The 22,183-nt window shown below is 36.1% G+C and carries 20 protein-coding genes; 6 read left to right on the top strand and 14 right to left on the bottom strand.

Annotated elements, in window-relative coordinates; genetic code table 11:
• Positions 1-161: 161 nt before the first annotated feature.
• Positions 162-956, top strand: coding sequence for a glycerophosphodiester phosphodiesterase (locus AC4E8C_RS07100; RefSeq protein ID WP_490211392.1), 795 nt, complete (start codon positions 162-164; stop codon positions 954-956).
• Between the two features lie 124 nt (positions 957-1,080).
• On the opposite strand, the gene AC4E8C_RS07095 is transcribed toward AC4E8C_RS07100, so the two are convergent.
• Positions 1,081-2,262 carry a response regulator transcription factor gene (locus AC4E8C_RS07095; RefSeq protein WP_490211390.1) on the bottom strand — a complete coding sequence of 394 codons (1,182 nt, stop codon included), beginning with the start codon at positions 2,260-2,262 and terminating at the stop codon, positions 1,081-1,083.
• Positions 2,263-2,544: 282 nt separating this feature from the next.
• Between AC4E8C_RS07095 and AC4E8C_RS07090 the strand changes: the two genes are divergently transcribed.
• From AC4E8C_RS07090 to AC4E8C_RS07080, 3 genes are read left to right on the top strand one after another with little or no spacing between them, the layout of a single operon-like run.
• Complete coding sequence (locus tag AC4E8C_RS07090) at positions 2,545-3,165, top strand: DUF6230 family protein (RefSeq protein WP_490211388.1); 621 nt, start codon at positions 2,545-2,547, stop codon at positions 3,163-3,165.
• Positions 3,166-3,203: 38 nt separating this feature from the next.
• Positions 3,204-3,644 carry a DUF6114 domain-containing protein gene (locus AC4E8C_RS07085; RefSeq protein ID WP_490211387.1) on the top strand — a complete coding sequence of 147 codons (441 nt, stop codon included), beginning with the start codon at positions 3,204-3,206 and terminating at the stop codon, positions 3,642-3,644.
• 39 nt (positions 3,645-3,683) lie between these two features.
• The gene (locus AC4E8C_RS07080) at positions 3,684-4,241 is read left to right on the top strand and encodes a hypothetical protein (protein WP_490211386.1); all 558 of its coding nucleotides are present in this window, start codon (positions 3,684-3,686) and stop codon (positions 4,239-4,241) included.
• 59 nt (positions 4,242-4,300) lie between these two features.
• On the opposite strand, the gene AC4E8C_RS07075 is transcribed toward AC4E8C_RS07080, so the two are convergent.
• From AC4E8C_RS07075 to AC4E8C_RS07065, 3 genes are all read right to left on the bottom strand, one after another.
• On the bottom strand, positions 4,301-5,494 hold the full coding sequence (locus tag AC4E8C_RS07075) for a coiled-coil domain-containing protein (protein ID WP_490211385.1): 1,194 nt from the start codon (positions 5,492-5,494) through the stop codon (positions 4,301-4,303).
• A 371-nt stretch (positions 5,495-5,865) separates the two neighbouring features.
• A complete protein-coding gene (locus AC4E8C_RS07070; protein WP_490211383.1) occupies positions 5,866-6,441 on the bottom strand; it encodes a hypothetical protein in 576 nt (191 codons plus the stop codon).
• The gene (locus AC4E8C_RS07065) at positions 6,422-6,859 is read right to left on the bottom strand and encodes a helix-turn-helix transcriptional regulator (RefSeq protein ID WP_490211382.1); all 438 of its coding nucleotides are present in this window, start codon (positions 6,857-6,859) and stop codon (positions 6,422-6,424) included. Before AC4E8C_RS07065 ends, AC4E8C_RS07070 begins: the two co-directional genes overlap by 20 nt.
• Positions 6,860-7,007: 148 nt before the next feature.
• Here AC4E8C_RS07065 and AC4E8C_RS07060 point away from each other — a divergent pair, with 148 nt between their 5' ends.
• Positions 7,008-7,790 carry an alpha/beta fold hydrolase gene (locus AC4E8C_RS07060; protein ID WP_490211380.1) on the top strand — a complete coding sequence of 261 codons (783 nt, stop codon included), beginning with the start codon at positions 7,008-7,010 and terminating at the stop codon, positions 7,788-7,790.
• A gap of 77 nt (positions 7,791-7,867) precedes the next feature.
• Here AC4E8C_RS07060 and AC4E8C_RS07055 read toward each other — a convergent pair whose 3' ends face one another.
• The 9 genes from AC4E8C_RS07055 to AC4E8C_RS07015 all read right to left on the bottom strand — a co-directional run bounded on the left by AC4E8C_RS07055 (position 7,868) and on the right by AC4E8C_RS07015 (position 20,537).
• Complete coding sequence (locus tag AC4E8C_RS07055) at positions 7,868-8,932, bottom strand: alpha/beta fold hydrolase (RefSeq protein ID WP_490211378.1); 1,065 nt, start codon at positions 8,930-8,932, stop codon at positions 7,868-7,870.
• Between the two features lie 21 nt (positions 8,933-8,953).
• Entirely contained in the window at positions 8,954-9,685 is a 732-nt protein-coding gene (locus AC4E8C_RS07050; protein ID WP_490211377.1) for a hypothetical protein, read from the bottom strand.
• An 18-nt stretch (positions 9,686-9,703) separates the two neighbouring features.
• Positions 9,704-10,426, bottom strand: coding sequence for a hypothetical protein (locus tag AC4E8C_RS07045; protein ID WP_490211376.1), 723 nt, complete (start codon positions 10,424-10,426; stop codon positions 9,704-9,706).
• Positions 10,427-10,472: 46 nt separating this feature from the next.
• The gene (locus tag AC4E8C_RS07040; protein WP_490211375.1) at positions 10,473-10,847 is read right to left on the bottom strand and encodes a hypothetical protein; all 375 of its coding nucleotides are present in this window, start codon (positions 10,845-10,847) and stop codon (positions 10,473-10,475) included.
• Between the two features lie 165 nt (positions 10,848-11,012).
• Positions 11,013-12,644 (bottom strand): long-chain-fatty-acid--CoA ligase, encoded by a 1,632-nt coding sequence (locus AC4E8C_RS07035; protein WP_490211373.1) that lies wholly within the window; start codon positions 12,642-12,644, stop codon positions 11,013-11,015.
• 369 nt (positions 12,645-13,013) lie between these two features.
• Positions 13,014-15,617, bottom strand: a complete 2,604-nt coding sequence (gene adhE / locus AC4E8C_RS07030) for a bifunctional acetaldehyde-CoA/alcohol dehydrogenase (RefSeq protein WP_490211372.1) — start codon at positions 15,615-15,617, stop codon at positions 13,014-13,016.
• Between the two features lie 264 nt (positions 15,618-15,881).
• A complete protein-coding gene (gene ppc / locus AC4E8C_RS07025) occupies positions 15,882-18,644 on the bottom strand; it encodes a phosphoenolpyruvate carboxylase (RefSeq protein WP_490211370.1) in 2,763 nt (920 codons plus the stop codon).
• Positions 18,645-18,830: 186 nt separating this feature from the next.
• Complete coding sequence (locus AC4E8C_RS07020; protein ID WP_490211369.1) at positions 18,831-19,931, bottom strand: cadherin-like beta sandwich domain-containing protein; 1,101 nt, start codon at positions 19,929-19,931, stop codon at positions 18,831-18,833.
• A gap of 156 nt (positions 19,932-20,087) precedes the next feature.
• The gene (locus AC4E8C_RS07015) at positions 20,088-20,537 is read right to left on the bottom strand and encodes an SRPBCC family protein (protein ID WP_490211367.1); all 450 of its coding nucleotides are present in this window, start codon (positions 20,535-20,537) and stop codon (positions 20,088-20,090) included.
• 203 nt (positions 20,538-20,740) lie between these two features.
• Between AC4E8C_RS07015 and AC4E8C_RS07010 the strand changes: the two genes are divergently transcribed.
• Complete coding sequence (locus AC4E8C_RS07010) at positions 20,741-21,385, top strand: YczE/YyaS/YitT family protein (RefSeq protein WP_490211365.1); 645 nt, start codon at positions 20,741-20,743, stop codon at positions 21,383-21,385.
• Here AC4E8C_RS07010 and AC4E8C_RS07005 read toward each other — a convergent pair.
• Positions 21,382-21,948, bottom strand: coding sequence for a hypothetical protein (locus AC4E8C_RS07005; RefSeq protein ID WP_490211364.1), 567 nt, complete (start codon positions 21,946-21,948; stop codon positions 21,382-21,384). The genes AC4E8C_RS07010 and AC4E8C_RS07005 overlap by 4 nt on opposite strands.
• Positions 21,949-22,183 lie beyond the last annotated feature (235 nt).

Here is a 22,183-nt window from a genome sequence, read left to right as displayed (position 1 = left end):
TTCAATATAGGGATAAGCCCATTCTTTAATAAATAAGCCTATTTCCCTTTCATTTATCTTTCCTAAGACATCTCACTATGTGTGACGAACGTTTGGAAATTGACAATTAGCATTGTTTTTTTTACCATGGTCACAAGTCATTGAGAAAAGGAGCCAACTTCTTGAGAGCCTTTGCGACCATTTTTTACCTGATCACGATGTTTTTTCGATCAAAACGTAAATTGCCAGATCACTCCCCCAAAAAGATTGGGCATCGCGGTGCTGCTGGACATTGTCCAGAAAATACTTTTTCTTCCTTTCGAAAAGCCTTACATATTGGCGTGGACTATATAGAAATCGATATACAAATAACAAAAGACGGTGAATTAGTGATCATTCATGATCCGACTGTAAACAGAACCACCAATGGGAAGGGAAAAGTAAAGGATCTAACCTTACAAGAAATTAAAAAACTGGATGCCGGCAGCTGGTATCATCCTCAATTTAAACATGAAAGAATCCCTACGTTTGGCGAGTTTTTAGATGAGTTTTCAGGAAAGGTGGGATTATTATTGGAGCTAAAAAATCCGATATTATATCCAGGTATAGAAGAAAAAGTAATCCAGGAACTTTTAAAGAGGGGACTTGCCACTGGTGAAAATGATGATGTGATTGTCCAATCGTTTGATCAAAACTCCCTGAAACGATTTCATCAACATTTACCGTCCATTCCCATTGGGGTTTTAGTTAAAAAGAGGGTTATGAAAAGGCTAACCAACAAAGAACTACAGTCTTTTTCTACCTATGCTACTTACGTAAATCCGAAAATCACGATGGCGAACATGCGGCTTATGAACAGAATTCATCAGTATGGTTTTAAAACGTTTATATGGACTATAAAGAAGAAAAAGGAGGTAAGTTTATTAAAGCACTATCAGGTTGAAGGAATGATTAGCGATTATCCAGATATACTTTAAAAAATTGGACAGTTCTCAATTCGAAAACTGCCCAAAAAGTTAAAGAAAGACAATATAGTCTTATTAAAAACCGGTGGATAGCAGGTATATCATAAAAATACAATAAAGACATCAACTTAGCGATCTAATCGATAAGCCCCATTCGGATAGCCTTGACAGCTACTTCAGTCCTATTTTGTGCGTTTAGTCTTTTCATTATGTTTGATATATAATCTCTAACTGTAAATTCGCTTAAATACAGTTTTACTGCTGCCTCTGCAGTTGAAGCTCCCTCCGCTAAAAGCTTGATAATCTCTGTTTCTCTAGGTGACAAGGAAATGGACTTTCCTTCAGGCAGCTCCTGCGATTTTATATCAGCCATAATAAACTTTGACAGTAATTCTCCCGAGCTTTGTCCAAATTTCATTAAAGCCGGAAATAAACTGGTATCAACGGTAAAATACTCCCCTGGACCTTGGTCCAGTACTACGCCTCCAATAATTTTCCCCTCCTCAGGAACATAAATTGGAACGATGATTAACGAGGCAAGTTCAAATTTATTTACATACTTTTCTGGCATCTCATTCTCCGCATGTGGAATAAAGATGGGCTGAAAGTTTTTCATTTCGTGTCCTTGAGATTTTAATTTTACTAGGCTTTCATTTAGCAATGGTATATTCGTAATCTTTTCGGCAATGGCTTGAATATCTTCTGTATTCAAATGATGACCATACAAGCCCACCCCGATACTTTCCTTATTGGTAAACTTAAAAAGAGCACATCGTTCAAAGGGAAGAAAGTAACCGAAACCAAAGGAAATATTTTCAATTGACTCTTGAAAATTTTGTGAGCGAATGATCCACTCATTAAATAAAATTACTGCATCTTTCCAAATACCATAATTCTCTTTTTCAGCTTGAAATAACATAACCTCACTAATTTTTGAAAAAAGGTAATGTACTGATGGGTGTAATTTAGAAGAGTAGGCAATTCTAGATTTTAAGACTTTATGGGCGGCATTTTCCAATAGATTTAGATGAAAGATAAGAGGCTCTGCCTCTGGACGCCGTTGGAAATAAGCAACCCACTCCATCTGCAATTGATTCAACATCCCATATATATCAACGGTATCATCATTCTCTTTTTGTAAAAAACTTTCTAAAAACTTACTGATAAATTCAAAAACCTCAATCGATTTCTTTTTTGTATTTTTAAGGGATTGGAGCATTTGTCTCCATTCATCTAGAAGATCGTCTTGATAAATAGCAAGTAACTTAATAGCATCATTAAGAAGGTTATCCAAATGATGGTTTAATGACTTAGACATTTTCAGCATACACCCTTCCTTGAGGATCTAGGTTGTTATTTTTAGAATTAAACCAGATGGTTATCTCTTACATAATTCCGCTAAACTCCCAAAAATTCCTGCCCTTATTGTCTGTTTTTAAATATTTTGTCGCCACTTGTCTCGAACTTTATAAATAGGAAAAATATCCTACAAATGTAGGGATATCTAAATTTATTAATTTATCATAAAATTGTGACGAATAGTGTAAGCCTTTACATTTCGATAAATGCTTTCACTTTTATAAAAAAGGGAGGAATGAGAATGAATTTTGCAACAGACTCCGTCATTATCGGCGGGCAAACCATCAAGAAAAGGCTAGTAATAGCATTATTGGGTGGGTTTGTTTTCTTAGGGTCACTGCTTGGACTATTCGGAGTTACAGGTGTAGCAGCCGCAGTTCCATTAAGCGGTGTCGGTGAATTTACGGTTAGCTTTGATAAAATGGAAGGAAAAGGGTTTCAATTATTGGGCGGATTGGCAGACAGTATTTCTAAACAAAATAATCCTGTTGCTGTTAATAAAATTGAACATGCCACCATTTATGGATTAGAAATTTCAAAAGAAATATCAATTCCAGGACTGCCAACCATTCGAGTTGTCATCGAGTCAAAAAATGATAAACAACCTGTAGAAATTGATGGTCTTTTACAAAAAGCCACAGTCGTTCAAGGTAATGCTGAATTTGTTAACATGGAAATGAAAGAAACCTATATGGGTGAAAAGCCAGACCCATTAAAGGTAGCTTCTGAAGGATTTACTCAAAGTGCCAGCACGATTACCATTAACAATGGTGTCTTAAAAACACTATATCTTTGGCAAGATAAGGTAACTTTATCGAATATGAAAGTATACTTTGAAATACCTGATTCTGTTAATAAATAAAAAAATTCACCATAGAAAATTGAGTAAGGATGATAAAAATGAATTCTACTTATTCAAAACGTGAGCAGTTCAAAAATTGGAGAGCAAGGCGCCCTTTTTGGGGGGCGACCTTGTGTTTCCTTTCAGGACTATTCATTTTATACGTTCCAGCACAGCTTTATGAACTTGCTGCTGCTCCAGGGAATTTGTTATTTGCGGGGTTCTTTCTTGGAGGCATTACCTTGTTAATGGGGGTTCTGGCCATTTTTATGCCTAGACTCTCAACTTTGCTTGGTGTTTTAGCAATTTTCACATCAGTATTATCTATTTTAGGTGCATTAGGTGGCTTTCTTATTGGAACTATACTTGGGATTATCGGTGGATCCATGCTAATTGCATGGAAACCTGAGATTGCAGATAAGCCATCTCAAACACAATCTAAGCAGGATTATATAACTGAAAGTGAAGTTGCTACGGGCAAGGAAGTATTTCCGGATTAAAACAATTGATTTATAGTATTCGTAGAAACGGTGATGGCATTGAAACAACGAAATAATCCTTATAAGTTATCTATTATTTTATTTCTAACTTTTTGTGTTTTAATGATCCCAACTAAGGATAGTTTTGCAAGTAACCCTCCTATAATGGGATTCATTATTGAAGCTAAACAAATGGAAGGTACGTTGCAAGAACCAGAATTAGTAGTTGGAGATACCACAGGTGAAAAAGACCGGGCAATGCTGGAGTTAGTTTTTGATCAAATTAATTCAGATGACCTTGTAATAAAGAAATTAGTAGCAACTCCAAAAGGGATTATTACACTTCAAATGACAGCAAAGAATGACATTCAGTTTAAAAACTTAAAATTAAAGGTGACTAACGCTATATTTCAAGAACATTATGTTCCAGCAAACGGTAATATTGGACTTAAAGATGTTAAACTTTTAGTTCACAGTGTTACTACAGATAACAGCAGCCTCCCTCAATTTAATCTAAGTTATCATGAGATGGGCCAGGTTGAAATAGAACCAAAAAGTAAGGAAGAATTACTATATATGAAAACCGTATTAGATAACTTAATGAGTGTTAAACCATAATAAAAAGGCGATGCCAATCAAGCATCGCTTTTTCGTTGTTTTTCCTGGTATATGGTATTTTAATTTGTAATAATTCTCATAACCCGACCATTAAATTTCTTCTGGTAGTAACCACTTGTCATATCTGCAATCGCTATTCCCGTAGAACTTTGGGAACCAATGAATTTCCCACCACCTAGATAAATCCCCACATGTCCGTCTATTTTATATGTATCAAAAAAAATTAGATCGCCTGGTTGTGCCTCACTAATTGTTACTCTTGTACCTGTATTCTTCAAAATATCAGTATGTGCCCCCACCTTAATACCCGCCTGTGCAAAAGCCCATGCTACAAATCCAGAACAATCAAATCTTCCATTGGCAACATCATAGGCATTTCGACCGCCTCCAAATACATAAACAGAGTTCCCTATATATTTTTCCCCAGAATGAAGGACCACGTTAATGGCCTCATTTGATGTGATTGGAATCAGTTCATCTAAATTCTCTGTTCTTGAAAAAGAATTAAATAAAAAAGTCTGTGTAAGTTTTTCCTCCTTCGAGGACAGTTCATCTTCTTTTTCTTGTAAATCCGCCTTATCAGAAAGCTTCTCTAGCTCCCTCAGTTTTAATTCCTCTTTTAATGCATCATTTTGCTCTTTTTGTTCTATGATTTGAGCTTGCATGCCTTCAAGCTCAGTTTTAATCCTTTTTAAGCCAGTTAGCTTTTCTTCTAGCGCCATCTGTTTCTGTTCAATTTCTTTTTGGTCTTCTTTATATTGCTTTACAAGGTCTTGGTCTGCTTCAACCATTGTGGCAACTGCACCAATGCGTCCAACAAAATCACTAAAGCTTGAAGAGCCTAGTATAACATCGATATACTTAGCCTTCCCACCACTTGCCTGTAAGGACATGGCTCGATTCTTTAAAATACCATTCCGTTTATCAATTCTTTCCTTCGTGACCGTAATTTCTTGTTGCAGCCCTTCTATTTCTTTCTCAAAAGATTGCACTTTTTCTTCTGTTCGGATAATCATATTTTTATTATCCATTATTGCTTGTTCGACTCGCTTAACTTGTTCAGATAATTTGGCTAGTTCATTTTGAACTTGAAAAAGTTCCTCACTCGTTTTGGAAATTTCCGATTGAATCCCCAAACGCTGTTCCTGGATACTTGGAAGCTCGTCGGCTTGTGCATTAATTGACGAAAGTGACAAAACACTTCCAAAACCCAATATTAGGGTCATACTTAATATGGTTAACCTATTTTCCATAAGAATTCCCTGCCTTCTTCTATATAAAAATTAACTTAAATAAATTCCAGTGTTGAAGACTAGCAAAATATAACTATATTTTTTTGCTCAAAAAGGAAAAATTCTATGTATGATAGCTAAATCTCTATTTTGCTTCTAATCTTATGTAAGAAAAATCTCACAAGTAAATTCCAATATAATCCTTTTCCTAATTAAAAGTATAACATTTCAACCCGCCATTCAAGTTATCAAATGATTACATTTTTATTTCACAAGTAAAGCTTTACAAAATATAAAAAAGCCATATTTCTTAAAGTCTCAAGAAATAATGGCTTTAGCTTTTATCATCCATACTTATGCTAATCAATGATGTTAATTCCCCTTATTAATGGTTATTTCGTTTTTACTAATTCTTTAAAACTATTCTGACTGCGTTCTAAGAGATTTAAATGCGTGTTTCTGGCCTTCTTTACATATTCCTTACGAACTTGCCTCCATGCGCTTCTGCGCTCACGTGAATAGGCCACATTCGATTCAACATTTTTTTCGAAGTTATCTTCTAACTGATCAACAATATGGAAAATTGAACGAATTGGAGTTAATGCCAACTTTTCCATTTGTCCCGATACTTCCTTTAGCTGTTTTTTAAGTTCTTCTCGATCGCTTGAAGTAACAGCCTCATCCCTTAGTTCTTCTTTTCCTGAATTAAATTGGTGAATCACTTCAGAAACAATATCCTTATTTGTTTTCTTCGTTTGTCCATATAATTTTGCAATAGCTTCTCTGTATTGTTTGTTAAATTTAATGACCTCTCTTACTGCATTGATGTACGCATCTTCACGGTTTTCACGCAGCTGTTGTGCTCGTTCGCTTGATTGCTCATATTGATCCCAAAAAGTGGTAACAAATGAACCTACCGGTATTTTTTCATCAGCAACAGTAACTGTATCATTTTTCTTCTGTACCATCGTTCTTCCTCCTCCTACTATTATTTACTTTCTCTATTGGATCCTTCTTCTGAAACGAAGGAATATAGAGCTCAAGAAAACTTGAATACATCTTGAAAAATTGATCTAGAATGGACTGATAACTTTCAAGTTGGTTAGCATAACCCTTTAAGTATGTAACACCAGCTTTCGTAATAGAATATCTTCTTTTAGCTGGACCGCTTCCTGTTGTGTCCCATTCCGAGGAGACAAGTTCTTCTTTTTCCAATTGTCTAAGCATCCTGTACAAATTTCCTTGATCCAATGTCTTAAACCCGAACGCCTCCAGCTTGTGGCTTAACTCATAACCATGAAGGGAAACCTTGCTTAGAAGCAATAAAATAAATGGCAGGACAAAATTTTTGGATGGATTAACTGATTGACTATCCTTGTTTACCATATCTTTATCACCTCACCTATATGTATTTTACATCTATAGGTAATATTTTGCAATATGTAAAATAAATATAAATTAAATTAAAACTTATATGTTTACAACTTATATTACTTGGTTATAAACTTAATAAAAAATGATTAGGTGGTGTAAAATGGAAAAAGCTAAAATCAGCAACTCAGGGGTGCCTTACTTACATTTTGGTAATGGGGAACCACTGGTGCTAATCCATGGTTTAGGTGAAGTAAAAGAAGGATGGGAAAATCAATTTGAATTAGCAGATCAATTCGAGTTAATCATTCCAGATTTACGCGGTCATGGCGATTGTACAAGAATGGACAAAATATCCATTCCAGTTTTTGCTACAGATTTAATTGGATTATTACAGGAATTGCAAATTGAAAACGCTCACATTCTTGGCCTGTCAATGGGCGGAGCCGTTGCACAGGAAATCTACCGTCAAGCTCCTCACCTCTGCCGCTCACTTATGTTAGTCAGTACCTTTCATTTTTTTCCCAAAAAACTAAAACGCTTATTATTTGAGAATAGAAAAACAAAATTTGAGGCCGTAACTTCAGCAGGAAAACAAACAGAGTTCATCTCCCGTATGGCACTTTACTCATGGAATAAAGAAACAATTGATCTATTCAGTCATTTTTTTCGACCCAAACACGATATTTTCCTTGAATCACTAAAAATGTGTCTCGAAGTCAATAACCGAGCCTTATTACCAAAAATTAAAGTTCCTACCCTTATAATTGGCGGACAATATGACTCCGTTTTACCGGTATGGATTCAAGCGTGCATGCACAAACTGATCCCCCATTCAGAATTTATTATTATGCGAAATACCGGTCATCTAGCTAAACTAGAAGCCAAAGACCGATTTAACCAGCTGTTAAGAAGATTCCTGAACCAGCAAAAAACGGCTGTATAAGCTTAATAATAACGGGAAGAAACCTCATCTTCCCGTTATTATTTTATTCATGCTCTCTTTTTTTATACAAGCAAAACTTAAAGTTTCATAGAACGTGACGAAAGCCACTTATCCGCAAAGATGGCAAATTTCCCGGTTAGTGCTAATGATACATGTCCGCCTTCAAATACCTCATAAGTTTTATCTTCACTTGAAATCATATCCATCACTGGAAGGCTTTGCTTTTCTAAAACAAGTGTATCTCTAGAGGTTGAGAATACAAAAACCGAACATTTAATATTCTTTAAATCTACTTTTTTACCACCTATGGTTAACTCCCCTTTTAAAAGCTTGTTCTCACTATAAAAATCATTAAAGAGCTGCTTAAAGGAAGCCCCTGCAAAAGAAGCAGAGTCTTTTGTCCATTTGTCCATTCTCCGCCATTTTTGCACATAATCTTCATCATGTGCACGAGTAATCAGATTGACCCATGGACTAATATAAACCGGTGAAAGACCTCTAAACATCAGGTATAGGTATTCAGAAGGAATGACGCCATAGACATCGGCAAAACGATCAAAGTTAATTACTCCTTTTTGCAGCCCTTTTAACCATTTGTGTGGAACAATTCCCACACTAAAGTCAATTGGAACTGTGGCCAGGACTAAATTTTTTATTGGAAGTTCAGTAATGGAGGCAAAGATGGCTGAAATGGTCCCTCCTAAACAATAACCTATCATTGAAATTTCCTGTGCTCCCGAATGACGCAAAGCTCGTTTAACTGCATTCTCTAAATAATCTAAGATATAATTATCTAATGTAATATCACTATCTTCATAACCCGGAGAGCCCCAATCCAAGAAGTAAACATCATAGCCTCGTTCTGTCAGCCCCCCAACAACACTACTTCCCTCCCCAATGTCCAAAATATAAGGTTTATTCAGCAATGAGTAGACCAAAAATAATGGAACTTGATACTTTTTTACCTTTGCAGGGTGATAATATAAAGTAGATTTGTTTTTCTTCCAAATAATCTCCCTTGGTGTTGGTATTATGTCTGGCTTAGGTTCTGTTAACACTTTATTAAGTTGATTCCACCTTGCTGTTTCCTTTTCTATATCCAGCTGGGGGATAAAATTCGTAAACGATGCCGTTGCACCCATCTTTTTATGCTCCTTTCATTATCATTTTGAAGTGTCAGAACCAGTGAGTACTAATTCAGATTCCTTTTCTTTATCCTTGTCTTTTACTTTCCCTCTTTGACTAGGATTTTTCAGTTTTAATATTTCAGTTTTATTTTCATTTAACTGGGTAAGTTCCTGCTTTAATTCTAGTAAATTAGTTTGGATATCTGTGTAATCTTTTGCATTTCTTATTTCTTGTAAATCGGCCTTTATTCCTTTAATATCTTCCATTTCTTTTCGCAGCTCTTGTATATTGATTTGAACAATTTTTAGATCTACAAGGCCTTGATGAAGTTCATGCAGTTCAGCTTGAGCCTTTTTGCTTTCAGCTAACTCTTCCGATATCTTCTGAAACTCAGTTGTCATCTCTTTAATAACTTGCACCATTCCTTGAATCATTTCTAGATTTTCCTTATTCATTAAACCAATACTGTCCTGTAAATTCCAAATTTGCTCTTCTAAAATATCAATTTTCTCTTCTGCTTGGATGGATAGCTTTGCCACATTTGCAACATCTTTTTTCGTTGGTATATTCATTATATTAGCCATAAGCTCCTGGTTTTTTCTAAGGAGTTCAAGATAGCGAGCATGACTTTCAGTACCTACCTTTAACAGACGAACAAACTCATTATTATCCGTCATCATATATAACAGCCCATTGATTTGGTTTTCCCACATTTCACTCATGCGCTTAAAACCTTCAAATGGGTCATATGTTTTATCTTTAGTCATTCTGCATCGCCCCTCATGTTAAGCTTTAGTAAGTTCTTCGTTTTTTTCTAAGTATTTATTTAATGGAAACATTAATGTTTTAATTTGTCTGGCAAACAGATTAACAAATCCTTTTTGATTCTCATAGATTAAGTTCCCTGCTTGTTTAATCGTTTTAATATACTGCTGCCTCCCCTTCTTCCGCAGGGTAATATATTGGTCAATCATTTCAAGATATTTATCCATCGAAAGATTACCTGCTACCTTCTGATAGGGAGCAGCAAGGATCGACAGGGTTTTTTCCTGAATTTGTTCGATTTGCGCATTTATGTCTTCATACGATTTCATTGGGAAGAAATGCTGCAGGCTGGTAGTAGACATTAAAAATTCTTCTCTAGCTGTTTTTTCCCATGCTGAAAATTCTTGGTAAAATTGTGCCGCGACTTCAATCAAGTTACTTTGATTACGCTGAACACTATCAGCAAATAGTTTCGCCTCTTTTAGGAGAATCTCATCACGATGGTCTGCCCTTTTTGCCCACTCATCTAACTCACCAAACGCATGGTGCCAAAGTAAATCTAAGCTTGAAAGTTGATCGATACTTTCTTCCTTTTCTGCAGTCTTGGATTCTACTGACTCTGCCACTTCTCCTTCTCCCTTGTTTTCCACTGTCTCAACCCTTGTTTTTTCTTCTATCACTGCTTGGTTTTCAACTTCTTTATTTTCTAACAATTCCTTTTCATTATCTTTTTTGTTAGTCATCTTACTCGCATCCTTCATAGAGATTTTATTATTTTAAAATATGAATTCACCTAATTGTTAGTTTTATATCTTCTTTAATTTTTGCCACTTCAGCAGAAAGCATTTCCACCCGTCTGTGATATTGTTTACTAGATATCAAAATCTGATGAAGGGTATCATCCAACCGGTCTAGACGGTCCTCATACTTTATTACCTTTTTCGCTAAAACACTTATTTCCTTCTTCGTAGGGCGATCTACATAATGGAGCCATTGTTCTGTTTGGTCTCTAACCGCTACTAAATCGGTTAGATGATCATCAATAGCTCTTTGCACCCTCTTAATAAATACAAACGAATTAGCTTGAGAAAAAAGGTAAGAATTTATCTCATCTTCCACTTTTTTGCAATACTGTTTTAGATCAAGGCCGGATGATGATTGCATATGCCCCTCCATAAAACTTAAGCTTAACGTTATCTGGTAGTTGTTAAATTATTTGAAATGATAGGAGAAATACTTTTTATAAAAATAGTATTAATAATGCTGTTGATTTCTATGAGGTAGATTTGTAGTTAAGTTAAACATGTACACATGCTTTTTCTTGAGGTTTTATACTTGAGCCTTTTCTTGCTCTTTACGCAGCATTCTTCTTAATAGTTTCCCAACGGACGATTTGGGAAGTTCATCAAGTATTTCAATTTCTTTTGGTACCTTATAAGGAGCTAGATTCAGCTTAGCAAAGGAAATTAACTGATCTGGTGTTGCAATTTCGCCTGGCTTTAATTTAACAAATGCTTTCACTGTTTCCCCTCGGTACGTGTCGGGAACTCCAATCACGATGGCTTCCTCAACAAAAGGATGCTGATAAAGTACTTCTTCAATCTCACGAGGGTATACATTATAGCCGCTTGCAATAATAATATCTTTTTTACGGTCTAGAATATAAAAGTATCCATCTTCGTCCATTTTGGCTATATCGCCAGTAAAGAGCCAGCAATCTTTCAATACCTGCTCTGTATCTGCTGGACGTCTCCAATACCCTTTCATCACTTGTGGCCCGCGGAGGATCAACTCTCCTGCTTCCCCTACCGGTACATCCACCAATCCTTCTGCCGTTTCCTCAACAATTCTTGCCTCTGTTCCTGGAAGGGGAATACCGACACTTCCTAATTTCCGTGGTAAGAATGGAGGGGTGGAAATTGCCGATGGAGCAGTTTCCGATAGGCCATAACCATCTGATAATCTTATCCCTACCCTTTTTTCAAATGACTTCACTTGTTCAACTGGAAGGGGAGCACCGCCGCTGCATAAATAATAAATATCCCCAATACTGCTTTCTTCTAAATTAGGATGACTATTCAAAGCAAATATCATAGTAGGAACCGCCGTCATTTGAAATGGTTTTTCTCTTTTAACAACCTCTAACACCTCATTTACATCAAAACGCGGCAAAATTAACTGGTTGCATCCTATTCTTATCGCAGAGAGAGCATTACAAGAGAGTCCATACACATGAAACATTGGCAGGACACTTATAATTTTGAAATTTTCGGGTTTTTCATCGACTGCGTTGTACGTAAAATCACATACCTGAATAATATTTGCTAAAAGATTATAATGGGTCAGCATAACGCCCTTCGCTACTCCCGTTGTTCCACCTGTATATTGCAGCAGTGCAACATCTTCATGGATATCAATTGGAATGTCCGGTATAACATTATCATGTGTTAGGAAGTCTTCAAAATAAAGATCCCCATCAACTAGAGGAATTTTGTTTCCACCAAAACCAACGACTATAACCTTTTTCAGTGATGTCCTCGATTGTACGTGCTTTACTCTTGGGTAAAGCCCTTCAAAAACAATCATGTATTCTGCATCTGAATCATTTAAGGCGTATTCAATTTCTCTTTCCACATACATAGGATTGACTTGAACGGCAATACCACCTAATCGGAAGGAAGCAAATAAGCTGAAAATATACTGCGGGCAATTGGGCAGCATGATGGCCAGTCTATCTCCCTTTTTAAATCCTACCCGATATAATGATGCTGCCAGCCATTCTGAAATAGTCTTAGACTCCTTATATGTCCACGATCTTCCAAAAAATGAAAGTGCAGGTTTTTCATTATGGATATTTGCTGCTTGCTCCAATAAGTCAAAAAGTGATTTGTACTCGATTGACACATCCTCACTGATTCTTGGATCATAAAATTTTAACCAAGGCTTTTTCTGATAAGTCATCTCTTTCCCTCCTTAAATTTTCCTCCAGACTCGCTATACTTTTGGCTGTTGTCTGTTTCGAATCTGAAAGGTGTTGTAACCACTTAAATTATTGTTTTTAAATAGATTTTTGTAAACGCACCTTTTTCGACACATTTCAACGTTTTTCATTCATTTAAGTTTGAGAAGGGATGCTCTTTGTCAAATTATAACAAGTTGCAACAAACCGGAGAGTATATTAGTCAGAATTCGACATCTTTCATTACCTTGTTCACAAAAAATTCGATTATCTAAGTTTATCATTATAGGAAGTTTTTCATATTTATAACTTGTTAAACTACCATAAACAATACTTAAATAAACTGGATATTAATTAATCGTTACACCAATTTATACACCTAAAAATGCCTGTTGATAGAGCTCAGCAAGTTCGCTGATAAATGGCTGTTTGGGATTGGCAATCGTATCTTGGTCGTCAAAAGCATGCTCTGCAAGTACAGCAACCTTGCTTGAAAATTCTAATTGATCCACCCCGAATGCTTGTATACTCATTGGAATTTCAAGCTCTTTTGCCAGTGCTATTATGGCACTTATTAAACTTTCAATTCCTTCATCAGTTGTACTAGCAGCCAAACCAAGCATTTTAGCGATTTCTGCATAACGCTGATCAGCAATGAAATGTTCGTATTTCGGATAGGTCATAAACTTATTTGGTTTAGCTGCATTATAACGAATGACATGTGGTAACAGGATTGCATTAGCACGCCCGTGTGGAATATTAAATTCTGCACCAAGTACATGGGCTAGACTATGATTTATCCCTAAAAACGAGTTGGCAAAAGCCATTCCTGCTATCGTCGAAGCATTATGCATTTTTTCACGAGCCACTTCATCACTGCCGTCCTTATATGCCCTTGGTAAATAGTCAAAAACAAGCTGAATCGCCTTAAGAGCTAATCCATCTGTATAATCATTAGCAAGAACTGATACATAAGCCTCAATAGCATGAGTCAGTACGTCCATTCCTGTGTCAGCCGTTACATGCTTGGGAACCGTTATAACAAACTGCGGATCGACAATGGCCACATCTGGTGTCAATTGGAAATCCACAAGAGGGTATTTAATATTTGCCTTTTTATCAGTAATTACAGAAACAGACGTTACCTCTGAACCCGTACCCGATGTTGTTGGGATGGCAATAAATTTAGCTTTTGCCCTTAAATTCGGAAACCTAACTACACGCTTTGTCGGATCAAAGAATTTTTGTGTTAATTCATGAAAATCAGTTTCAGGGTGTTCATAGAATAACCACATCGCTTTTGCTGCATCCATCACTGACCCTCCGCCAAGGGCAATGATACAATCAGGCGAAAACCTTTTCATTCTCTCTGCACCACTCATAACAGATTCCATACTTGGTTCCGGTTTAACATTTGAGAAAGTTTCAAATTGAATATTAGTTGGATTTTTTTTAAGGTAATAGAGTACTTTGTCAACATAGCCGTTTTTAAGCGGACTACCGCTTGTCACTATAAAGGCTCTAGAGATTCCAGGTATCGCAGCAAGCATTTGGATAGAATTTTTCTCAAAAAATATTTGTGAAGGCACTTTAAACCATTGGGTAAAAGTTCTTCTTTTAGCCACTTTTTTGATATTCATCAGATTTTGTGCTCCCACATTCTGTGACACAGAATTCCCTCCATATGTTCCACATCCAATTGTTAAGGATGGTAAGGATGTATTGTAAATATCCCCAATCGCTCCATGGGTCGAAGGCGTATTCACCATAATTCGCCCAGCCTTCATTCTTAATGCAAAAATATCAACTAGATTCTGCTCAGAGGTATGGATCGCTGCGGAATGTCCTAAACCGCCATATTCCAATGTTTCTTCGGCAATAAGTAAACCAGCAGCGAAACTATCTACTTTATAACATGCTAAAATAGGGCTTAATTTTTCACAAGAAAGCGGATATTTTGGACCTACTCCTTCCAGTTCTGCAATCAGAATTTTGGTGTTCAATGGCACATTTATTCCAGCCATTTTTGCAATCATATAGGCCGGTAATCCAACAATTAAATGATTAATAGAGCCCGTTTTTTCAAAGATAACAACCTTTTCAACCATTTTTTGCTCTTCTTCATTGAGGAAATAACAATTATTTTCAATCATTTCATGTTTTACTTCTTCATAAATGTCTTGATCGATAATGATAGCTTGCTCTGAAGCACAAATCATCCCATTATCAAATGTTTTCGATAGAATGATATCGTTGACTGCTCGTTTAATATTGGCCGTTTTTTCAATATAACATGGTACATTACCAGCTCCTACTCCAAGAGCAGGTTTACCAGAGCTATAAGCTGCTTTTACTAGATTTGGACCGCCTGTGGCTAATATAAGAGAAATTTTTGGATGTTTCATTAAAATTTGAAACGCTTCATGGGAGGGTGTTTCAATCCATTGAATACAATCTTCAGGTGCTCCTGCCCTTATGGCAGCCGCCTTAAGAATTTTTGCCGTTTCAGTACAGCATTGCTGACCAAACTGTGGAAAGGCAAAAATAATTGGATTTCTTGTTTTTAATGAAATCAGCGATTTAAAAATAACGGTAGAAGTTGGATTCGTAATCGGAATAACCCCTGCAATAACACCGACTGGCTCGGCTATTTCTACCATTCCTTCATTCTCATTTTCGCTTATAACGCCAACCGTTTTCATTTCTCTAATATTGTTATAAATAAATTCCGTTGCAAACATATTTTTAAAGACCTTATCCTCATAAACCCCTCTTCGAGTTTCAGTTACGGCAAGTTTAGCCAAATTTTTATGATTTTCAAGGCCAGCAACAGCCATTTGTTTAACAATTTCGTCGACCATTTTCTGGTCATAGCAACCAAAATCACCTAGTGCTCTAATCGCGTTATTTGCTAATGTATCAATTTGTGCTGCTACAATCTGATTGTCCTGAATCAATTTTTCTTTTACAGCCATAGTAATCTCCCTCCAGTTTATAGATCGTTCAAATAAATACTTAAGCAAACATGGACTGTTTGTTAAAACCTCACTCCTTTATTTTTCTATTGGCTAAAATATATCACGTGTACTAATCGATCATTGTCGAATCCTGCGTAAAAATGAATGAATAACCATTCATTTTTAAAAAGTTCACATAATGTTCGAAAATGTTACTAACACTTGTTTCCTATAAAAAAAAGCCCTAACTCTTATGGAAAGAGTTAGGGCTTTTTTAATCCATCAACCAGTATTCCGTAATCCAGCAGAAATTCCACTTATGGTAATTAGGACTTCTGTTAATAGTTCTTCATTAGGCTCTTCCTGATTGCGTAACTCTTTGATGAGTTCCACTTGTAGAAAGTTTAATGGGTCCACATATGGATTCCGTCGGTAAACAGATTCTTTTATGTTAGGAGTATGATCGAGTAATTCTTTATCACCCGTTATTCTGAGCAATATAGCTTTTGTCTTTTCATATTCCTCCAAAAGATTGCTAAATATTCTGTTTGCAATGGTTTGATCATGTACAAGTAATAAATATTCTTTTGCAGTTGTAATATCTGCTTTCATCAATGCCATGTTCAGGTTATCAATCGTGGATTGGAAAAATGGCCATTTTAGATACATTTGCTGTAAAAGCTGAAGATTTTCTTCACTTTTTGAAGCAAAACTTTCCAGACCTGAACCTGCAGCATACCAAGCAGGGAGAAGCTGACGGCTTTGCGTCCAGGCAAATACCCATGGGATCGCCCGCAAGTCCTCAAATCTGCCCCTATTTTTACGGCTCATTGGCCTTGAACCAATGTTCAAGTCACCAATTTCTTTTAGAGGCGTAGCTTCGTTAAAATAGGTAAGGAAATCTGGGTCTTCAAATACGAGTGATTGATACTTTGCTAAAGCAAAACTAGATATTTCCTCAATGGCTTTTTCCCAATTTGGTTGACGCAATGGACCTTGTTCCTCTTCTTGCGTGACATGTGTTGCGGTTAATAGCAAGGTGGACGTTGCCTGTTCCAAACTTCGATAGGCGATATCCTCTAGCAAGTACCGAGAAGATAATACCTCACCTTGTTCGGTAATTTTGACACCATCACCAATTGTTTCAGCTGGCTGAGAAAGTATACTCTTATTCAAAGGACCGCCGCCACGTCCTAACGACCCGCCACGTCCATGGAAAAACTTAAGACCAATATGATATCTTTTCGCCATTTCATGTATTTCAATTTGTGCTTTATACAGTTTCCAGTTGGCAGTTAATGTTCCTCCGTCTTTACTTCCATCTGAATATCCAAGCATTATTTCCTGTTGGTTTCCTAGAATCTGTAAGTGATTTCGGTACACTGGCATTTGGAATAATTTTTCCATAATAGCTGGTCCTGCTGTTAAATCATCGATTGTCTCCAAAAGTGGTGCAACATGTAAATGACTTTCCAAAGTGCCATCCGCATGAAGTCGATAAAGGCCAGCTTCTTTGGCTAATACAAGAACCTCCAACAAATCACTTGATGATTTCGTCATGCTGACTAGGTATACAGAGATTGCCCGCTTGCCAAATTCACCATGAGCATCTTTTATCATTTTAAAAACTTTAATAATTTCCTGTGTTTCGGGAGAATAATCCTCATTTAACAATAAAAGTGGACGTGGATCCGTCAGGATATTTTGTAATACCCGTATTTTTTCATCTTCTGTCAGGGTAGCATAATTTTCAGATATACTGACTTTACGCAATATTTCCGTTATGGCTGCCTCATGCTCACCACTATGATTTCTGATATCAAGTGTGGCTAGATGAAAGCCAAACAATTGTACCTGACGGATAAGCTTTTGAATGATTTTTAATTCATGGGCTGCCGGATGGTGTTGTTTTAAGCTATTGTTGATCACGAATAAGTCAGCTAATAACTCATCCGCTGATTTGTAACCAACCTCTGACTTGCCAACCTGTCTTACTCGTTCAATAATCACCGCAAAGACACGGCGATATACTTCTGTTTTATTCGGCCACTTTTTATCTTCAGGTAAAAATTTATTCTCATTTTCTTTTAGAAATGTAAAAATTTCTTCACTAACTTCGACTCTAGTCGTGGAGTGACTATATCGCTTCATTAAGTCAACTAATACTGCTTTATATTTTTTTAATACAAGTCTACGCTGTCTTTGTAAGGTCTCCCATGTAACATCATGGGTTACATTTGGGTTTCCATCACGGTCACCGCCAATCCATGAACCAAACCGAAGAAAATTAGGAACTTTCCAGGTGGACGCAGGATAAAATTTTTCCAAACACTCAAGCACCTCTTGATGAATTTCTGGAAGCACTTCAAACAGAGTTTGATCAAAATAATATAGTCCGTTGCGCACCTCATCTAAAACCGTGGGCTTATGATCCCGCAGCTCATCCGTTTGCCATAGAATGGCCACTTCATTGAACAGGCTCTCCTCCAGCTTTTTATGCTCCCTAGTTGTTAGTAAAGGATGATCAAGATTTTTTAAGATCGCAGCAATCCTCTGCTGAATTTCAAGAATAGAACGTTTTGTTGCTTCAGTAGGATGGGCAGTGATAACAAGTTCCAGCGATAATGTATGTAATACATTTTGAATCGTCTCTTCATCAATATCATGCTTTTTTAGTTTAAGAATCGCACTCTCAATGGAGTTAGGCTGAACAATCATATCGTCTTGTAGTTGATATTGTCTACGCCTGCGAATTCGGTGATTTTGCTCCGCGGCATTGATTAAATGAAAGTACATTGAAAATGCACGTATCACTTGTTTCCTTAATGGCGACTTTAAGCAGGCAATTTCCTCTTTTAAAGCGGAATAGATATCTTGATCAAAGTGATCACGCAGGGTTTTACACATCAGTCGAATCTTTTCTACAGTGTCCAATAATTCTGGACCACCATGATTGACAAGGATTTCTCCGAGGATATTCCCCAGTAATTTTACATCGCGACGCAATGGAAGACTGCTGTCATTCACCTTTAATTCTGTTGCCATATTGATCACCTTCCTTTTATTCAAAAGATTCACTAAATTTTATATATAAATATAACATATCTTTAGGAATCTTGTGAAATATTTAATAATACTTTATCATTAAAAACTGAAAAAAATAAAGAAAAAACCTACATAAAAAGTAGGCCTTTCCTGGAAATCATAAGATTTTACCTTATAAAAGACTGTTTATTTCTCTTGTTCAAATACCAATACATACGTTTTTCGATCATCATAACCATTTGTGATGACTATGGATATAATCGTTTTACCATCCTCCTCTAACTGAATAGTTTTGCTTGTATTCCCTTCAATTTTTACCTCTGAATCACTATAGCTGATTGTTGGGTTAATTGTTATCGTCTTTACGTCGGTTGCTACAACAATATGGTAAGTATACTCACTAGAAGAAAAAGTACTATCCCAGCTCCCATTAGAAACCTTTAGTGCAGATAATGTAGCCTTGCTTGTTTTTTCTGTTATTCCGTTGGGTACCTGGGTCGTCGATTGGAATGCACTGTTTTTTTGATTATTAAGTTGTACCGGACTTACAGTTTGTGTTTGTTTAATAGATGGTGAGCTCACTGCTGAATCCCGCGTTATCGAAAGTGTATAGGTCTTTTTTTGGCCATTTTCTGCTGTCACACCAATCAATATTTCAGACCTTCCAACTGGAATACTTACTGATATACCCTTATTTTTGGCATCCAACCCATTCACCTCAACTTTTGAAATACTTTCTATAGCTGTCGGGGTGATGGTAATCGCTGAAATATCATTGGTTACTTTGACATTATAATTAGTAATCTCGGAGGAAAATTTAGGTGAGAGTTCTCCTGCTGATAAATCAATCGTTTGAAGGGAATTATTTGCGTTTAGTTTTCTTGTAATGGTCACCGTATATGTGCTAGCGGTTTTGCCTTCTCCCTTAACTGTGATTAAAAATATGTTTTCTCCCGTTTGAAGAGGAAAGTTTTCAGCAAGATTACTTGTGATAGATTGTCCATTTACGGTGATATTCACATCCGAATTACTCGTTATTAAAAGCAGATTAATGTCTTTAATTTCATTTGCTACAGTTGCAGAATAGTCATAAACATCACCTGAAAAATTCTGGTCGAGTTCGACCCCTTCAATTTCCAATTTAGAAAGTGTAGTGTTCATTGTGTTTTCTTGGGTGGATACAACAGTTTCAGCAAATGCCGCAGGTGTGTAAGACTCCGTCCCTATTCCAACCATAGAGGCAATAAGAATAACATTTATTCCTTTTTTTGATACATTAGCAAACATTGATAGCTCCTCCTGTCACTATTCAATTAAAATAAGATAGTTTCATTTGGACTAACTCTACCAATAAATGCTTAAGTTAAGCTTAAGTTTTTAATGAAAAATAAAACCGCGAATCCTTAAATTAAGGTTGCGGTTTGCAGTTTGCGGTTTAACTTATTATTTGCCTGTAAATTCTTCAAGCTTTGTATAAATTGCTGCAGCTACCTCTTGTTCTGGTTTTTGAATGGCTTTTGAAAATAATGAATTCGCTAATGTTCCCATAGGTCCTGTTGCATTAATTTCTAAAAATCCTGTTACCCGGGTCTTATTTTTATTTACAGCTTTTGCTTCTAAATATCCTTCTCCAATATACTTTTCATTTTTCCTTTTTATTTCAAAACTTACTTTGCTTGGTTCATTCCACTCTTTTATATAAATTAAGAGGGTAACTTTTTTCTTCATGACGCCAAAATCGCCCTTAAATTCCCAAGTAATCTGTTCTTCGTTGATCCTTTCATGTTGAATATACCCTGGTACAAGTGGAGCCCAATTATTTTCATCTCTAATAAAATCCCAAATTACCTCAATAGGGATATCCAATTCTAGTTGTTGTGTATCGCTTGGCATCTTTATCCCTCTTTCATTTAAAGTAAAAAACCTTCAAATAACAGAAGGTCTTTTGAAAAATATATGTTTAGAAGAGTACTTATAGAAGATAAACAACTTATTAAATTGTTTAACTGACATTTAAAATACCATTTGATAAATTTTCTTACACATCTTAAGATAGTTAAATAGATTGAAAATCGGAAATTTTTGGGGTGACGTTGTTGAAATTCTTTCAGTTTTTTTTATTCTTTTTAGGACTTACCTTTTTTGGTTTAGGAAATGCGATTGCAGTAAACGTACAATATGTTGGTTTACATCCATGGGAGGTATTAAATGTGGCGCTATATGAACGTTTTGGCCTTACCATTGGGACATGGGGAGTAATCTGTGGATTGATCCTCATCACTATTTCCTTGTTTGTCGCCAGAAGTTATATAAGCATCGGCACGATCTTAAACGCCTTATCAATAGGACCAATTATGGACTTTTTTCTCTGGTTGGACATTCTTCCAAAAGCAACTAATACGTGGCTTGATTATCTTATTCTGCTGGTTGGAATAATTTCTACTGGCCTTGGTGGAGGTATGTATGTGGCTGCGGGACTTGGGGCTGGACCACGTGATGGGTTTATGCTCTCCATTTCTGATAAGACAAGATTATCTGTTAGTCATGCTCGAATTGTCACTGAAAGTCTTGTATTAATTTTGGGACTTTTATTAGGAGGTCCTGTTTTTATCGCCACTTTCTTTTATACACTAATTCAAAGTCCTATTTTTCAACGCTCACTAAAACTTTTTACATCGTTGATAGTTTTTATGAAAGGGAAATACAGTCAGACACAGGAAGGCAGCGTTGTAAAATATTAAATAACTTCCATCCCTTCATTATGCAATTCTTTAAAATCATTTTGAAGATAGAAAGATAACTTTCCTTCATACATTATTTCTAATGATAAATATTCCGTTATATCGTAAGGGGTTACTAAGGAAAGCGGCTTTTGTTTGCTTAATGGAATTCCTGACTCATCCAGGATGGAGGCAACAAAGTGGGAGCAAAAAAAGGCATTTTTTCGATCCATCTGTTTATTTAGCAGGACGGCAATTAAACCAATAAGATTGTATTTATACTCATCCTTATGCTCTTCCATTTCACTTATTTTTCCAACAATTTTTTGGAATTGCTTCTCATTGATTGTAACGCAGTATATGGCACAATCAGCCTTCTTAAATAAACCTCCACGAATGTTTTCTTTCACAAATCCTGCCATAAAAGGATTTCGCGGATACCTTCTGCCAAAACTATAAACCTTGTTAAAATGTTCATCAATTACTATAGATGCATGGTTAAATGGTTTCTTTGTGTAAAGTTTAATTATTTTTGTGAAAATTGTACCTGTGTCAGTTAAAAGTATATAGATTTTCCTATTCACATAAAAAACCTCCTGCAAAGCTTAATTTCAGTTGGGAGGGGAAGCAAAGCAGCTACTAACCTATGGTAGATATCCCATAACGTTAAGTTTAGCGGAAACCCATAAAAAGAGAACAATCCTAGGTTTTATTTTCAACTAAGACCGAAGTCTTAGATATCCTATTGAATAAAGATTCTAAAGTCATAGTTTTCTTAAAATAACTATTTATCTTATTATAATGGAGAAAGTAAAAGAC

It is taken from the genome of Neobacillus sp. SRL179 (assembly GCF_984799095.1).
The sequence above is the reverse complement of the archived record's forward strand: the minus strand, read 5'-3'. Positions and strand labels throughout refer to the sequence as shown.

Excerpts from the sequence above, each read along its gene's own strand:
- AC4E8C_RS07095 (WP_490211390.1), bottom strand. The coding sequence starts at position 2,262 with ATGTCTAAGTCATTAAACCATCATTTGGATAACCTTCTTAATGATGCT.
- AC4E8C_RS07090 (WP_490211388.1), top strand. The coding sequence starts at position 2,545 with ATGAATTTTGCAACAGACTCCGTCATTATCGGCGGGCAAACCATCAAG.
- AC4E8C_RS07085 (WP_490211387.1), top strand. The coding sequence starts at position 3,204 with ATGAATTCTACTTATTCAAAACGTGAGCAGTTCAAAAATTGGAGAGCA.
- AC4E8C_RS07075 (WP_490211385.1), bottom strand. The coding sequence starts at position 5,494 with ATGGAAAATAGGTTAACCATATTAAGTATGACCCTAATATTGGGTTTT.
- AC4E8C_RS07070 (WP_490211383.1), bottom strand. The coding sequence starts at position 6,441 with ATGGTACAGAAGAAAAATGATACAGTTACTGTTGCTGATGAAAAAATA.
- AC4E8C_RS07065 (WP_490211382.1), bottom strand. The coding sequence starts at position 6,859 with ATGGTAAACAAGGATAGTCAATCAGTTAATCCATCCAAAAATTTTGTC.
- AC4E8C_RS07060 (WP_490211380.1), top strand. The coding sequence starts at position 7,008 with ATGGAAAAAGCTAAAATCAGCAACTCAGGGGTGCCTTACTTACATTTT.
- AC4E8C_RS07055 (WP_490211378.1), bottom strand. The coding sequence starts at position 8,932 with ATGGGTGCAACGGCATCGTTTACGAATTTTATCCCCCAGCTGGATATA.
- AC4E8C_RS07050 (WP_490211377.1), bottom strand. The coding sequence starts at position 9,685 with ATGACTAAAGATAAAACATATGACCCATTTGAAGGTTTTAAGCGCATG.
- AC4E8C_RS07045 (WP_490211376.1), bottom strand. The coding sequence starts at position 10,426 with ATGACTAACAAAAAAGATAATGAAAAGGAATTGTTAGAAAATAAAGAA.
- AC4E8C_RS07040 (WP_490211375.1), bottom strand. The coding sequence starts at position 10,847 with ATGCAATCATCATCCGGCCTTGATCTAAAACAGTATTGCAAAAAAGTG.
- AC4E8C_RS07035 (WP_490211373.1), bottom strand. The coding sequence starts at position 12,644 with ATGACTTATCAGAAAAAGCCTTGGTTAAAATTTTATGATCCAAGAATC.
- adhE (WP_490211372.1), bottom strand. The coding sequence starts at position 15,617 with ATGGCTGTAAAAGAAAAATTGATTCAGGACAATCAGATTGTAGCAGCA.
- ppc (WP_490211370.1), bottom strand. The coding sequence starts at position 18,644 with ATGGCAACAGAATTAAAGGTGAATGACAGCAGTCTTCCATTGCGTCGC.
- AC4E8C_RS07020 (WP_490211369.1), bottom strand. The coding sequence starts at position 19,931 with ATGTTTGCTAATGTATCAAAAAAAGGAATAAATGTTATTCTTATTGCC.
- AC4E8C_RS07015 (WP_490211367.1), bottom strand. The coding sequence starts at position 20,537 with ATGCCAAGCGATACACAACAACTAGAATTGGATATCCCTATTGAGGTA.